Origin of the sequence: Nocardiopsis alkaliphila YIM 80379, assembly GCF_000341005.1 — a bacterium.
In the GTDB taxonomy this organism is placed as follows: Bacteria; Actinomycetota; Actinomycetes; order Streptosporangiales; family Streptosporangiaceae; genus Nocardiopsis; species Nocardiopsis alkaliphila.
In genome coordinates this window covers 1-14355 of sequence record NZ_ANBD01000074.1, presented here as the reverse complement: position 1 = coordinate 14355, position 14355 = coordinate 1, and the positions used below count along the sequence as shown (strand labels likewise).

Annotated in this window: 11 protein-coding genes and 2 pseudogenes; 4 read left to right on the top strand and 9 right to left on the bottom strand. The window is 68.6% G+C overall.

The window, feature by feature from the left end:
• Positions 1-30: 30 nt before the first annotated feature.
• A complete protein-coding gene (locus D472_RS0111465; protein WP_017604624.1) occupies positions 31-1026 on the bottom strand; it encodes a stage II sporulation protein M in 996 nt (331 codons plus the stop codon).
• Between the two features lie 77 nt (positions 1027-1103).
• On the opposite strand from D472_RS0111465, the pseudogene D472_RS25335 reads away from it, so the two are divergent.
• Positions 1104-2068, top strand: a pseudogene (locus tag D472_RS25335) (RDD family protein).
• On the opposite strand, the gene ahcY (D472_RS0111455) reads toward D472_RS25335, so the two are convergent.
• Both ahcY (D472_RS0111455) and ahcY (D472_RS0111450) read right to left on the bottom strand, forming a co-directional pair.
• On the bottom strand, positions 2044-3306 hold the full coding sequence (ahcY, locus tag D472_RS0111455) for an adenosylhomocysteinase (protein WP_017604623.1): 1263 nt from the start codon (positions 3304-3306) through the stop codon (positions 2044-2046). The pseudogene D472_RS25335 and the gene ahcY (D472_RS0111455) overlap by 25 nt on opposite strands.
• Positions 3306-4742, bottom strand: a complete 1437-nt coding sequence (gene ahcY / locus D472_RS0111450) for an adenosylhomocysteinase (protein WP_017604622.1) — start codon at positions 4740-4742, stop codon at positions 3306-3308. Before ahcY (D472_RS0111450) ends, ahcY (D472_RS0111455) begins: the two co-directional genes overlap by 1 nt.
• A gap of 131 nt (positions 4743-4873) precedes the next feature.
• Here ahcY (D472_RS0111450) and D472_RS0111445 point away from each other — a divergent pair, with 131 nt between their 5' ends.
• Positions 4874-5302 (top strand): MerR family transcriptional regulator, encoded by a 429-nt coding sequence (locus tag D472_RS0111445; RefSeq protein ID WP_017604621.1) that lies wholly within the window; start codon positions 4874-4876, stop codon positions 5300-5302.
• Between the two features lie 106 nt (positions 5303-5408).
• Positions 5409-6548: a hypothetical protein gene (locus tag D472_RS0111440; protein ID WP_017604620.1), complete on the top strand. Its 1140-nt coding sequence runs from the start codon at positions 5409-5411 to the stop codon at positions 6546-6548.
• Between the two features lie 272 nt (positions 6549-6820).
• Here D472_RS0111440 and D472_RS0111435 read toward each other — a convergent pair whose 3' ends face one another.
• From D472_RS0111435 to D472_RS0111420, 4 genes are all read right to left on the bottom strand, one after another.
• Complete coding sequence (locus D472_RS0111435; protein WP_026117596.1) at positions 6821-8125, bottom strand: serine/threonine-protein kinase; 1305 nt, start codon at positions 8123-8125, stop codon at positions 6821-6823.
• A gap of 152 nt (positions 8126-8277) precedes the next feature.
• Positions 8278-8454, bottom strand: coding sequence for a Trm112 family protein (locus D472_RS27585; RefSeq protein ID WP_017604619.1), 177 nt, complete (start codon positions 8452-8454; stop codon positions 8278-8280).
• Positions 8455-8512: 58 nt separating this feature from the next.
• A complete protein-coding gene (locus tag D472_RS0111425; RefSeq protein ID WP_026117595.1) occupies positions 8513-9865 on the bottom strand; it encodes a phosphomannomutase/phosphoglucomutase in 1353 nt (450 codons plus the stop codon).
• Between the two features lie 90 nt (positions 9866-9955).
• Positions 9956-10357: a DUF3499 domain-containing protein gene (locus tag D472_RS0111420; RefSeq protein WP_017604617.1), complete on the bottom strand. Its 402-nt coding sequence runs from the start codon at positions 10355-10357 to the stop codon at positions 9956-9958.
• 159 nt (positions 10358-10516) lie between these two features.
• Here D472_RS0111420 and D472_RS0111415 point away from each other — a divergent pair, with 159 nt between their 5' ends.
• Positions 10517-10942, top strand: a complete 426-nt coding sequence (locus D472_RS0111415; protein ID WP_017604616.1) for a metallopeptidase family protein — start codon at positions 10517-10519, stop codon at positions 10940-10942.
• Between the two features lie 198 nt (positions 10943-11140).
• Here D472_RS0111415 and D472_RS0111410 read toward each other — a convergent pair whose 3' ends face one another.
• Both D472_RS0111410 and D472_RS25330 read right to left on the bottom strand, forming a co-directional pair.
• A complete protein-coding gene (locus D472_RS0111410) occupies positions 11141-12745 on the bottom strand; it encodes a DUF5719 family protein (protein ID WP_017604615.1) in 1605 nt (534 codons plus the stop codon).
• A 3-nt stretch (positions 12746-12748) separates the two neighbouring features.
• Positions 12749-14355, bottom strand: a pseudogene (locus D472_RS25330) (glycosyltransferase family 2 protein); the annotation flags it as partial.

Genomic DNA, 14355 nt, shown 5'->3' with positions numbered 1-14355 from the left:
GGCCTCGATCCTGTCACGAGCGCGCTTCTTCTAACCCGCCACCGGGACCGCCGCCGGAGCGTCCTCGATGTCACCGGTCTCGCCCGCCTCGTAGGCACGCTTGCCCACGGTGAACACGTACAGGAAGAACAGCACCTCCGCGACCACGCCGATACCGATGGCGATCCAGGTGTTGGTGACCCAGCCGGTCACCAGGCCCTCGATCAGGCCGGAGATGAACAACACCACCACCAGGCCCAACACCACGGCGATGGCCGCACGGGCCTCCTCCCCCAAAGCTCGCAACCGGGTCCGATCACCCGGCGAGATCAGCGTCCAACCGAGTTTGAGCCCCACGCCCCCGGCGACGAACACCGCGGTGAGTTCCAGCAGACCGTGCGGGAGGATCAGCGCGAAGAACACGTCCCCCCGGCCCATCGCGAACATCATTCCGCCGGCGGCGCCGATGTTGACGGCGTTCGACAGCAGCACCCATAGGGTCGGCAACCCGAACGCCACCCCGAAGATGATCGCCTGCGCCGCCACCCAGGCGTTGTTGGTCCACACCTGGGCCGCGAACGACCCGGCGGGGTTCTCGGTGTAGTAGTTGGCGAACTCGTACTCGACGTAGCGGGCGATGGAATCGGGGGTGCCGAGCGCGGCCAGCACGTCGGGGTTGCTCGCGATCCACCACCCCGTGACCGTGGCGACGGCCAGGGTGCCCGCGGTGACCGCCAACCACCACCAGCGCAGCCGGTAGAGCACCGCCGGGAACACTCGGGTGAAGAACCCGCCGACATCGGCCCAGCCGGAGGAGTGCGTACCCGTCACCGCCGACCGGGCACGCGCCACCAACGACGACAACCGCCCGGACAGCGCGGGGTCCTGCCCAAAGGTGCGCATCACCGACAGATGGGTGGAGACCCGTTGATAGAGCTCGACGAGTTCGTCGATCTCCTCGCCTGTGAGCGATCGGCGCCTGCGCACCAGATCGTCCAGTCGGTCCCACTCTTGGGCGTGCGCCGCGGCGAACACGTCGATATCCACGTATCGGACCCTACCCGGATCGTGACCCGACCGCCGTACCCGGCGAGAACACCGCCATCCCACGCCGGGTAGTGTCGATGGAACGACTGCAGAACACCCGTCGAGGGAGCGTGTATCAGGTGTCCTACCCCGGCGCTGGCCAAGCCCGTGATGACGTGTACGGCGCGACGCCGCTGGTCACCGGGGACGCGGTCGTGCTGGAGTTGCGCCCCGCCGGTTTCGCCACGCGCACCGCGGCCCTGGCGATCGACGTCATCGTTCAGGTCATCGCGCTGATCGCCTTGGGCGTGGTGGTGCTGTGGATCGGTTCCACGGTGGATCCCGCTGCGACCGCGGCGATTTCCCTGGGGGCCTCGATCCTCATCCTGGTGGGCTACCCGACCGCGTTCGAATCCATTTCGCGTGGCCGCTCCCTCGGCAAGATGGCCTTGGGGCTGCGGGTGGTGGGCACCGACGGCTCACCGGAACGATTCCGCCAAGCCTTGGCCCGCGCGCTCTCGGCGGTCGTGGAGATCTGGATGACCTCCGGACTGGTGGCACTGCTCACCTCGATGATCAACCGGGACGGGCGCCGTGTCGGTGACTTCGTGGCCGGGACCATGGTGGTGGAGGAGCGCACCGGTGGCCGCCGGGACCAGAGCATTCCGATGCCGCCGCAATTGGCCGGTTGGGCGGCCCAGGCGGAACTGTCGCGTCTGACCTCCGAGACCGCGAACGCCGCGCGCCAGTACGTGATGCGTTACGGGGAACTGGCCGAGCACACCCGGCACGAGTTGGGTTCGGACTTGGCCAATGCGGTCGCCGCGCAGGTCAGCCCACCCCCGCCGCCCGGGACCACGCCCCCGGTCTTCCTCGCCGCGGTCTTGGCCGNGAACGGCCCCGCCGCAGCCTGGAGGCGATGGGACAGGCGGGCCCGGGACAGGGGCGACCCCAGTGGCAGCAGTCCTACTCCCAACAGCCCTATCAGCGGCCCTACCCGCAGGGGCCCGGGGGTTTCACGGACCCCTGGTCCGGTGGTCAGGGACGCCAGGAGTTGAGGTAGGCCTCTTGTTCGGGGCTGAGGGCGTCGATGCCCACCCCCAGAGCGGCCAACTCCAGACGGGCCACCTCGTTGTCGATCTCGAGGGGAACCTCGACCACACCGGGTTCGAGTACCTCGTGGGCGCGGGCCAACCAGGCGGTGGTCAGGGCCTGCACCGCGAAGGACATGTCCATCACCGCCGCGGGGTGGCCCTCGGCCGCGCCGAGGTTGACCAGGCGCCCCTCCGAGAGCAACAGGAGCCTGCGACCGTCGGCGAACACGTATTCGTCGGCCTGCTCGCGGACCCCACGATCGACCCCCACCGATAGTGACTCAAGGGCGTTCAGGTCGATCTCCAGGTCGAAGTGACCGGAGTTGGCCAGGATGGCGCCGTCCCGCATCACCGCCAGGTGTTCGCCCCGGATCACGTCACGGTTGCCCGTGGCGGTGACGAATACGTCGCCCATGGGCGCGGCCACCTCCATGGGGACCACGGTATAGCCCTGCATGACGGCGTCCAAGGCCTTGACCGGATCCACCTCGGTGACGACCACGTTCGAGCCCATGCCACGGAAACGTTCGGCCAAGCCCCGACCGCAGTAGCCGTACCCGGCCACCACCACGGTCCGCCCGGCCAAGAGGGTGTTGGTCGCGCGCAGCACCCCGTCCACGGTGGACTGACCGGTGCCGTAACGGTTGTCGAACATGCGCTTGGTACGCGTGTCGTTGACCGCCACCATCGGAAGCCGAAGCTCCCCCTCCACACTCATCCGACGCAACCGGATCACTCCGGTGGTGGTCTGCTCACAGCCACCCAGCACGCCTTCGAGCAGGTCGGGACGCTCGGAGTGGATGGTGTTGACCAGGTCGCAACCGTCGTCCAGGAGCAGATGTGGACGGGACTCCAGGACGGTGACCAGGTTGCGGTCGTAGGCGGCGGTGTCCATCCCGGCCCAGGCGTGTACGGCCACCCCGTACTCGGTGACCAAGGCGGCCGCGGTGTCGTCCTGGGTGGACAACGGGTTGGAAGCGGCCAGCCAGACCTGGGCACCACCGGCGCGTAGGACACGCAGCAGGTTCGCGGTCTCCCCGGTCACGTGCAGGCAGGCGGCCACACGCAGCCCTTGGAGGGGGCGCTCGACCGCGAAGCGCTCACGGACACTGCGCAGCACCGGCATGGAGCGTTCGGCCCAGTCCACGCGGCGGACCCCGGCCCGTGACAGGCCGAGGTCCGCCACCTCGTGCGAAGGAGGTGTCATCAGTAGCGGTAGTGGTCCGGCTTGTACGGCCCGGCCACGTCCACCCCGATGTAGGCGGCCTGCTCCTTGGTGAGCTCGGTCAGCTTGACCCCGAGCGCGTCCAGGTGGAGACGGGCGACCTTCTCGTCGAGGAGCTTGGGCAGCGTGTACACACCGATCGGGTACTGGTCCCGCTTGGTGAACAGCTCGATCTGCGCGATGACCTGGTTGGTGAAGCTGTTGGACATCACGAAGCTGGGGTGCCCGGTGGCGTTGCCCAGGTTGAGCAGGCGGCCCTCGGAGAGCACCAGGACGGACTTGCCGTCCTCGAAGACCCACTCGTGGACCTGCGGCTTGATCTCCTTCTTGGTGATGCCGGGGATCTTCGCCAGACCGGCCATGTCGATCTCGTTGTCGAAGTGGCCGACGTTGCCGACGATCGCCTGGTGCTTCATGCGCGCGATCTGGTCGGCCATGATCACGTTGAAGTTGCCGGTGGTGGTGATGAAGATGTCACCGACGTCCAGCACGTCCTCCAGGGTCGTGACCTGGAAACCGTCCATGGCCGCCTGGAGGGCGTTGATCGGGTCGATCTCGGTGACGATGACGCGGGCGCCCTGGCCGCGCAGCGCTTCGGCCGAGCCCTTGCCGACATCGCCGTAACCACAGACCACGGCGACCTTGCCGCCGATCAGGACGTCGGTGGCGCGCATGATGCCGTCCGGCAGCGAGTGGCGGATGCCGTACTTGTTGTCGAACTTGCTCTTGGTGACCGAGTCGTTGACGTTGATCGCCGGGAAGGACAGGCTGCCCTCACGCTGCATCTCGTACAGGCGGAGCACACCGGTGGTGGTCTCCTCGGTGACGCCCTGGACCTCCTTGGCGATCTTGGTCCACTTGCCGGCGTCCTTCTTCAAGCTCTCACCCAAGAGCTTGAGGACGACCGCGAACTCCTCGCTGTCGGCGGTGGAGGGGTCCGGGACCACGCCGGCCTTCTCGTACTCGGCGCCCTTGTGCACGAGCATGGTGGCGTCGCCGCCGTCGTCCAGGATCATGTTGGGTCCCTCTGCGCCCGGCCAGGTCAGCGCCTGCTCGGTGCACCACCAGTACTCCTCCAGCGTCTCGCCCTTCCAGGCGAAGACCGGGACGCCCTTGGGGTCGTCGACGGTGCCGTCGGGGCCCACGACCACGGCGGCGGCCGCGTGGTCCTGGGTGGAGAAGATGTTGCAGCTGACCCAGCGGACCTCGGCGCCCAGGGCGACGAGGGTCTCGATGAGGACGGCGGTCTGCACGGTCATGTGCAGCGATCCCATGATCCGGGCGCCCTGGAGGGGCTTGCTGTCACCGAATTCGGCGCGGGTGGCCATGAGGCCGGGCATCTCGTGCTCGGCGAGGCGGATCTCGTTACGGCCGAACTCGGCCAGGGAGAGATCGGCGACCTTGAAGTCGAAAGCCATTGGGTTCCTCACTCGTCAAGTCATGGTGGCGCCCACGATTCTAGGTCCGCACTCCCGCGCTGGGCACAAAGTTGACAATTCCGCGTCAGAATCGCCCTGTCCAACATCCACCTTGGGTTACAGTCGCGTGCATGGCCGCCGACGACACCACGACGACTCCCACGACCGCCCCGGTACCGATCTCGGCGGCGGCCGAACGCGTTGGCGGCACGGCACGGATGCTCCGCTACCGCGAAGGACTCGGCCTCCTCCCTCGCACCCAGGACCTACCGACCGGGCGTGGCCACCGGCACCGGCGCTTCACAGAGGAGGACCTGCGCACCATCGAGCAGGGGCTGGAGCTGGAACGTGAGTTCGACATCCCACCCGCCGCGCTCTCCTTCGCCCTGCGAGTCCTGGCCGAACCCGACGTGCTCGCCCGGGTGCGTGCCCATGGCGAACGCCTGGGGCGGTTGACCGCCGCCCCCACTCGGGCCCTGGACTTCGAGAAGGAGAAGGCGATGCGTCTGCTCCAGGTTCGACGACCGGCCACCCGGACCTCACCTCCACCACTTCCCTGACGCGCTCGCGGCCTTCCGGTTGCCCCGAGACCACGGCCGTCTCCGGACACCCCGGCCGGTCGTCCGGCATGTTTTGACCAACCGCGCACGGGCTACGTCAACACACGTGGACAGCCAACTCGGTGCCCCCGTCGGAGCCTCCCTTCCCGACCCCGTGCGCACAGAACTCACCGACGTCGACCGCCTGCGGGTGATATGGGCCGAACAGCGCCAAGCTCAGGCCCGGTGGGCACGGTCGGCCGCACGACGCGCGCTCACGCACGACCGGATCCGGACGTGGGGTGGTGGTTCTGAACTCGCGGAGCTGTGGTCGGCCGAGCCCACCGAGATCGGCCCCCCACTGACCGAGGACCACCTCCTCGAACTCGCGGAGCGCACCGCCGAACTCTCCCCCGAATCGAGGCGCCCTCGAACCCCTCTGCGGTCCGAGCACGCTCGGGCACTGCTCGAGGTGATGAACCTGCCCGTACACCCGGTGGTGCGCGCGGCCCACACCTACACCGAGTGCGCCCGGATCCTGGACGAACTCGGCGGCGGGTGCCGCGAAACGCCCGAGGAGGGACCGCCCTGGTTCCTTCCCTGGGTGTTGGCCTCCCAGGTACTTCAGCGAGCCGACCACCCCCCGCTGTCACCGGACCCGCACACGCCACCGCCTGAGCCACCCTTTGGACCAGGTCCCGAGGAACACTTCGCGGAACTGGTCTCCCACTTCGCGCGCCTGGTCACCGAGGCCTTGCGAGGAGAGCTCGGCCGGAGTTTCGAGACGGCCCCCGCGACGGAGCGCCCCGCGCCACCGTTGGCCGCGGTCACCCGCCGACGCGTGCTGGACTACGTGCGCTCCCGAAGTACCTCGGTGGCACTGATCCTGCGTGCCTTGGACCCCCACGCCGAGGCCACCGTCACCTCGGGGGACGGGAGCCGTGACCAGGCAGCGATCCCACCTCGTTTCCTGCTCACCCCGGGTACGTCCCACTGGTGGATCCGCCTGGACCTGGTGGTGGGCGAGGCGTCCCTGAGCCTGTACGTGGTGATACAGGACGTGGGGAGTCCGCCCTCGGGTGTGCTGGCGGTGACCGCGGAGGCGCGTCTGACCACCCCGGCGGGCGTACGGGAGACGTTGAGGATGTCGGGCAGCGACAGTGTCACGGTGATGCCCAGCGACTGCGTCGACGACCGCTGGCCCCAGGTCCGAGAGCTGGTGGACGAGGCCCTGTCCCGTTCGATGAACGAACTCACCCGGGTCTGAGGCTCCGCGGACACGGAGCCGGAGGGCCGGGGCCCGAAGGGAAGGGATGGTGGCTCGGGTGGACGTCGGGTGGGATGGGCCTGGGACCTCAGGGACGGAGATGGGGAACGCGAAGATTCGAGCAGGAGTGAGCACGCCCCACCCGGGTGCCCCGGGCGCTCTCGCCCCCACCACCCGCCGCTCGATCCAACGCATGAGCACCGACACCCTTGATCAGCGGGTTCTGAGCGAGTACCGACCCTTCGGGTACCGTCCGAGCACTCGGGGTTCGGTCAGCCGCTGATCGAGAGAAGGACCAGGAGCAACAGCAAGATGATGATGGTGATCAGCACGAGCGGGATCACCCAACCCTGCTGGAGCACCGAGTCCTTCTGGGCCGGTGGGGGATACCGACCACCGCTGAACGTCTGGTTGGGATGAAGTCCACCCGTCATCATCGGATTCGCGCCGGGTTGCGGAATCTGCGGTTGTCCGGGCACAGCGGGACGAGGGTTGGACGTACCCGGCTGCATGGCGTAGCCGCCGTGCCGGGGGTCCGAGACCATGGGCGGGCCGGGCACGCCGGGGCGGGGGTTGGAGGTCCCAGGATGCTGTCCCAGCCGCGGATCGGAGACGACCGGCGGGTGACCCATGCCGGGCTGGGCACCGGTCGACGGGTGCTGAGGCGCCGGTTGCGGCTGAACCGGGGGGAGCCGGGCACCGTTGAGGAGTCCGGTCTGGGCGACCTGCTCCCCCTCTTCGAACGCGTCGGTGCCGTCGGCCTCGTCGGGTCCATGACCGAGCAGTCCCATCAAGAGCTGCTGGGCGTTGGGGCGCTTGTCGGGATCCTTGTCCAGACACTTCTCGACGATGGGACGCAGCGCCTCGTCGATGTTCTCCAGGTCCGGCGGGGAACTGACCACCCGGTGGACCACCGCCGGCACGGTGTCCGAGCCGAAGGGGGCACGTCCGGTGGAGGCGAACGCGATCACGCAGCCCCACGCGAAGACATCGCACTTGTCGGTGATCCCACGCCCCTCGATCTGTTCGGGTGCCATGTAGGAGGGCGTACCGACGATCGAGTTGGTCATGGTGGCGGTGCCGTCGTCGACCCGGGCGATACCGAAGTCGATGACCCGTGGCCCGTCCGGGCCCAACAGCACGTTCCCGGGCTTGAAGTCACGGTGGACGATGCCCGCCTTGTGGATGGCCACGAGCGCGGTAGCGGTGGAGACGGCCAGACGTTGGAGCGCGGCGCCGCGCACGGTCCGCCCCTTGGCCACGGTCTCTTGGAGGTCCTTACCGGGAACGAACTCACTGACCACGTAGGGTGGCTCACCGTCGAGCCGAGCGTCGATGATCGCCGCGGTGCAGAAGGAGGCGACACGCTGGGCGGCTCGGACCTCCTTCTCGAACCGCTTGCGCAGGTCGGTGTCCCGCGACCATTGATCGTTGAGAACCTTGATCGCGTACTGTTCGCCACCGGCGTCCTCGGCGAGGTAGACGACGCCCTGCCCACCCTTTCCCAAACGTCCGGTCACGCTGTACTCACCGAACGATGAGGGGTCGCTCGGCTGTAGCGATTCGGGACCGGGCATCGGTGTCCTCCAGGGAGGTCGTCTTGGGAGAGGCGCGCAGCACCAGGGTACGGGTAGGAAACGCCGGTTATATCACGTGTGGCCGGCGCCCCCTTTGACTGTCACAAGCGGCGGAACGTTCCGTCTCGACCCGAACCTTTTCGGTTTCGCGATCAGGAGACCTTACGCGCCTCGTCGACGAGTAGGACCGGAATACCGTCCCGGATCGGGTAGGCCAGGCCGCTCTCGTCACAGACCAGTTCGTCCGTCTCGGCGTCGTGGCGCAGCGGGGCCTGGCTCTGCGGGCAAGCCAGGATCTCCAGCAACCAACCGTCGATCTTCGTGCTCATGATTCTCGTTCCTCGTGTTGCCGGCCTCATGGAAGGCCGGGTAGGGCGCGGCCCCGGGTCAGTTTCGGACGATGTCCAAGACCTCGTCGCGCAGGCGCGCCACCTCGGTGTCGTCGGCGGCCTCCACGTTGAGCCGCAGGAGCGGTTCGGTGTTGGAGGCGCGCAGGTTGAACCACGCCCCGCCCGGCAGGGTGACGCTGAGACCGTCGAGTTCGTCGACGGTGACACCTTCCCGCTCGGCGAACGCCGCGCGCACCGCCGCCATGCGCCCGGGAGCGTCGACGACCTTGGAGTTGATCTCACCCGAGGCCGCGTAGCGGGAGTACTCCTCCGTGATCAGTGAGAGCGGACGTTCGTCCGCACCCAGGACACGAAGGACGTGCATCGCCGCGAGCATACCGGTGTCGGCTCGCCAGAAGTCCCGGAAGTAGTAGTGAGCGGAGTGCTCACCGCCGAAGATGGCACCGCTCTCGGCCATGGTCGCCTTGATGTAGGAGTGCCCGACCCGGGTTCGAACGGGGTTGCCACCATGCTCGGCGACGATCTCGGGAACCGCGGCGGAGGTGATGAGGTTGTGGATGATGGTGGAGCCCGGTTCGCGCTTCAACTCCTGGACCGCGACCAACGCGGTGATCGCGGACGGCGGAACGGGTTCGCCACGTTCGTCGATGACGAAGCAGCGGTCGGCGTCACCGTCGAAGGCCAGACCGATATCGGCTCCGGTCTCGCGCACCTTGGCCTGGAGGTCGACCAGGTTGTCGGGGTCCAAGGGGTTGGCCGGATGGTTGGGGAAGGTCCCGTCGAGTTCGAAGTACAGCGGCACGATCTCCAGAGGCAGTCCCTGTTCGAGCACGGCCGGGACGGTGTGACCCCCCATACCGTTTCCCGCGTCCACCACGACCTTGAGCGGCCGGGACCCGGACAGGTCGACCAGGTCACGCAGGTAGTCGGCGTAACCGGAGAGCAGATCCTTCTCCGTGATGGTGCCCTTGGGGCCCTCGTAGCCGGGGACGCCCTCCTCGGCGAGCCCGCGGATCTCGGCCAGCCCGGTCTCCACACTGATCGGTGCCGCCCCGGACCGGCACATCTTGATCCCGTTGTACTCGGCCGGGTTGTGGCTGGCGGTGAACATGGCACCGGGCAGGTCGAGGGCACCGGAGCCGTAGTAGAGCATGTCGGTGGAGCCGAGTCCGGCGAACACCACGTCTACGCCCTGCGAAGTCACCCCGTCGGCGAAGGCCTGAGCGAGTTCGGGGGAAGAGGGTCGCATGTCGTGGGCGACCACGGCCGCGGGACCGCCGACCACACGGGCGAAGGCGGCACCGACCGCCCTGGCGATGTCGGCGTTGAAAGTGTCCGGAATCACACCACGCACGTCGTATGCCTTGAAGATGTTTCCGAGGTCAGCCACGTCTGCTCCGGCCAGGTCGAGTTCTGCCACGAGTTCGGTCCAGCGCCCGAGACGGACCTGGGCGCGCTACAAAGCTAGCAACCCCGGGCTTCAGGTGTGGGGGTGGTGCGGGCCGCGTTGTTCGGAGCGATCGGACTTGACGACCCGTAGGTGGCCACGGCGCAGCGTCTCCTGGCCCTCCCCCACGGGTTCACCAGGGTACGGCTCGGAGCGTGCCGGCGGCCGCGCCGCCTCACGTACGGCGTCGGCCAAGGCTTCCAGGTCGTCGTTGCCGGGACCACCACCCGACGTCTCGACCGGAAGCCGAACCACCTCCCAACCACGCGGCGCGGTCAACCGCTCGGCGTGCATGGCGCACAGGTCGTAACAGTGCGGTTCCACGTAGGCGGCGAGCGGCCCGAGAACGGCCGTGGAGTCGGCGTAGACGTACGTGAGCGTGAATACGGCGGGCTGTCTGCACGCGGTACGGGAACAGCGTCGAACATGGCTCACAGCGTTCGACTGTATGCCTTTACCGAGGGACACGCCAGCATCGTCCCATGAGCTGCACACTTTTGGGTGCGGCTTCTTTGCCCCGGCCACCTCAGGCCTCGATTCGAAGGGGGGCTACGCGAGTGGCTCGTGATGGCTTAGGCTCGAAGTGTGCGACGAGTGCGCCTTTCCAGTGGCCAACCAGACCGAGTACGACGTCGGGACCGCCGTGGCCGGGGCATCCGCGGTCCTCTCGTACCCTCCGACCTGCCGGTGTTCCGCAGCCGAGCACAGGCCTTCGACGACCTTGTCCTGGACGCCGTCGAACGCTTGGAGCGACTGTGGGCACGTGAGCTGGCGAACGTGGACTTCCTCGTGGAGGACGTTCCCCCGGTCCCGCTCCGTGGCGAGCCATTGGAGGCGATCCCCTTTTCCCGCTTGGAGGGCGACCGCACGGGCCGGGCCAGGATCGTCGTCTACCGACGCCCGGTGGAGATCCGTACCAAGGACCCCGACGAGATGGCTCTCCTGGTTCACGAGGTCGTGGTCGAGGAGGTCGCCAACCTCCTCGGGGTGGAGCCGGAGTCGGTCGATCCCGAAAGTTGAGCCGAAGCCGCGCTAGGGACTGTTTTTTGGCTGCTCTCGCTCGGCTCGACGCTTGCGCCGACCGATGCGAGCGGCCGTCCACGCGATCTCTGGCCAGACGAGAAGCGAAGGTCGGCCCGGGGCTCGACCCTCCGAGCGACATCGACGCCGCGAGAGGTGGCGTGGTGGCCGCGAGCCCGGAATGCGCCAAGAACAGACCTAGGGCACAACGCCGGCCATGCTGTCCCGCACCAGTGGTAGCTCGACCCGCGTAGGCGCGGGCGCCACCGGCATGACGCTGATCCCCGAATCCGATCGCATGATCCGGGCGACGTACACCGGACCGGACCCCTCCAACAGCTCCAGACGCACCGCGTATCCATCCTCGGGATCGGTCCCGGCCGGCGCTCCCCAACCATCGGAGTCGGTACCGAACACGTGCGTGGTCCCGGCTGCGACCTCCGCGCGAACCGCGTCGCCCATGCTGCCGTCCGTCGCGATGGGGGTGGCCACGACCTTGGCGTCACCCTCAGGTGCGCCCAGGATCAATTCCACGTCGATTCCCTCGGGCATGTCCGGAACGACCGCGGTGGCGTCCAGCGGGCCGATGAGGGGGTCCACCGCCGCGCTGTAGGCGGTCTCGACGACGGCCACCTCATCGCCCTCCCCCGCGGTCTCCTCCACGATCATCCCGGCGATGACCGGGGCGTCGGACTCCACCACGACCGTGCCCGGTAGCCCGCCCAGGGCACTCTCCATGGTCAGCCAAGCGGAGGCGGCGGGTGGAACGTTCAGGGTCATCGGGTCGTCCGGGGTACCGGTGCCGCCGGTCTCCTCTTCGGCCCGGTCACCGCCTTGGTCCTCATCGGGACGTTCGGTGGGGATGGCGTAGGCACGTACCTCGACGGGCTCGTCTCCAGGGGCGGCCACGATCAGCCGTCGAACACCGTCCCCACCGGGCAGGCCCGGAATGACGTGTTCGACGTCGGGCGCTCTGGTCGGGCCGACCCAGTCGGTGTGTCCGCCGACGTGCTCGGCCAGCAAGGACGAGGCGACACGGCCGGTGCTGGTGCGCACGTGGACACCGATGGCACTGGTGTTCTGGATGAGTTCGGTGACGTCGAGGGTGGTCGATTCCCCCGGCCCCAAGTGGATACCACGACTGTCGGGTGAGTACGAGGGCCCCTCAGCGGTGTAGATATCGACACTGGCGGTGGCTCGGAACTCCTCGGGGTTACTCAGGTGCACGGTGAGGGTCGCGAGTTCGACCTCGTCGGTCCCACTCGCTCCGGGCAGGGCGAACCAGGTGCCGATACTCGGTTCGACGCAACGGACCTCGGTGACGCCGTCGTCGGAGACCGTGGTCTGGGCCACGTCCAGACCGGACGCCAGGGTTCCCTCGGCGTACAGGGCGGTGGGCAGCGTGACGTCGCCGGTATCGGTGCGCCAGACCCGTCCGGGCTCGGTCAGTTCCTCGCCGAGGACCTCACCGCGCTCGTCCACCTGTTCCCGGCCGTCCTCCTCGGTCCGCTGCCCTTGGTCCTCCTCGGGGGCCTCGGTCAGGGGGACGGCCCACAACTCGCCCTCGTCGTCACGACTGATCCGGGGGGCGAAGGCCGCCACCGAACTCTGGGCGCCGTCATCGGCGGATTCGTGGGGGACCGGGCAGACCCGTGCCGCCGAATCGGGGCGGACGGTGCCCGGTTCACTCACGCCCAGTTCCGGACTGACCGGACGCAGGACGAAGGCCACCCCGAACAGCGCGAGCAAGGCCACAGCGACCAGCCCGAAGAGCGCGAAGCGATTCTCCACGATCAGTCGCACGGCCTAACCCTCCCGCTCCTCGTCGCCGCCGTTCTCCTGGGCCCGAGAGCCACGTGATCCCCCGGCTCGGCGTCGCCCACCGGCTCTACGGGTACCGGCTCGCCTGGTCCCTCGTCTACCTCGACGTCTGCCGCCCACCACCGGGATGGACCCCGTGGTGGTCGGTCCGGCCTCCGGTGCGTCGTCGGTGTCCCTCGTCCGTTCGTCGTCCGCGGCACGGCCTTCGGCATCGCCCGGTGACTCGATCTCCTCCTCGGGGGGACCTAGGTTCCGTTCACTCCCATCACGCGATCGGCCTCCCCGTCGGGCTCCACCCTTCCTCGGTGCCAACGGTCCCCTACGAGGCCGGCGGGGGCGGGGCATCGGGGTGGCCTCGATGAGCCTGCGCTCCTCTTCGGTACGCACACCCGGAGCCGCCAGGACCACCACGATCAACAAGAGGACGCCCTGGGCCGCGGTCCAGGAGGTGTGCACCAGGTCCGTGTACCGAACCTGGAGTTCACCACCGTGCACCGGCAGGGTCCAGGCCTGCGTGCCGTTCTCGGTGGTCACCGAGGTGAGTTCGGTACCGTTCAGGGTGGCCCGCCAACCACCGTCGGTGGGCTCGGCCAAGGCCAGACGACGTCCGGTGCGCCCTTCCTCGATCTGAGCGGTGAGCGAATCGCCGGAGCCCTCCACGACGAGCGCCTCGGCCGTCGTTCCGTCCTCCTCCACCACACGGAGCGCACCGGTGGATTCGGCGATCCGCCAGAGCCCGTAGTGGTCCGAGAGCGACTGCCGCCCCAGTCCGGGGGTGCCGTCGAGGGTGTCGACCATGGTGGCGTCCGCGGGCCCGCCCAGTTCCGGACGCGGATAGAGCACGTACTGGATGCCGTGGTCGATCAGGGTGAGGAGCCGGTTCCCGCCCTGCCCTGCGGCGAGTTCGGCCACGGCCCGGTCCATGGCGGCCCGGGTGGTCGGATCGGGCAGGACCCGCTCCTCTCCCAGGCGTGGTTCGCGCCCGCGCACCACCACGTAATCGACACCGCCCGTGGCGTCATCGGGAGTGACGATGAGGGTGCGCGGCCGGGTGCCGTCGGAACTGACGCTCTCCAAGGCCCCGGGAACCACCGGGGTCGCGTCAGCGGTCAGCGGGCCGTCAACGCCCTCCCACATCCACAGACCGGCCGCGGACAGCGGGGTGGCCAGGGCCAGGGCCGCCACACTCAGCGCGAAGTAGCGCTTCAGCCTTCCGCCCATCCGTCGCCCGCCACCACCCTCGACGGACGCCTTCGGCGCGGCCCCTCCTTTGATCATGTTCCCGAACGCTCGGCCCGCCGTCGCCGCCGTGAGCAGTACGGCGGTGGCGGCGAAGGCCAACGCCACCCCCGGCCAGACCTGGGCGGGTGGGCCGGCGAAGTAGGGTTCGATCACGATTCTGCTGGTCAAGATGGCGACCAGCAGCCCGAATAGGGCCAAGGACCAGCCGGCCGCCACGATCATCCGATTGCGGAGCAACAGCAGGGAGCACAGCGCCGCGACGATGAAGCCGGCGGTCACCCAATAGGGCGGGGTCCCCGGTCCGCCCGGGGAGAGCATGAGCAGTTCGATGGCGCTCGCCCCGGGGTCGG

Coding starts and splice junctions, on each gene's coding strand:
- ahcY (WP_017604623.1), bottom strand. CDS start 3,306: ATGACACCTCCTTCGCACGAGGTGGCGGACCTCGGCCTGTCACGGGCC.
- ahcY (WP_017604622.1), bottom strand. CDS start 4,742: ATGGCTTTCGACTTCAAGGTCGCCGATCTCTCCCTGGCCGAGTTCGGC.
- D472_RS0111445 (WP_017604621.1), top strand. CDS start 4,874: ATGGCCGCCGACGACACCACGACGACTCCCACGACCGCCCCGGTACCG.
- D472_RS0111435 (WP_026117596.1), bottom strand. CDS start 8,125: ATGCCCGGTCCCGAATCGCTACAGCCGAGCGACCCCTCATCGTTCGGT.
- D472_RS27585 (WP_017604619.1), bottom strand. CDS start 8,454: ATGAGCACGAAGATCGACGGTTGGTTGCTGGAGATCCTGGCTTGCCCG.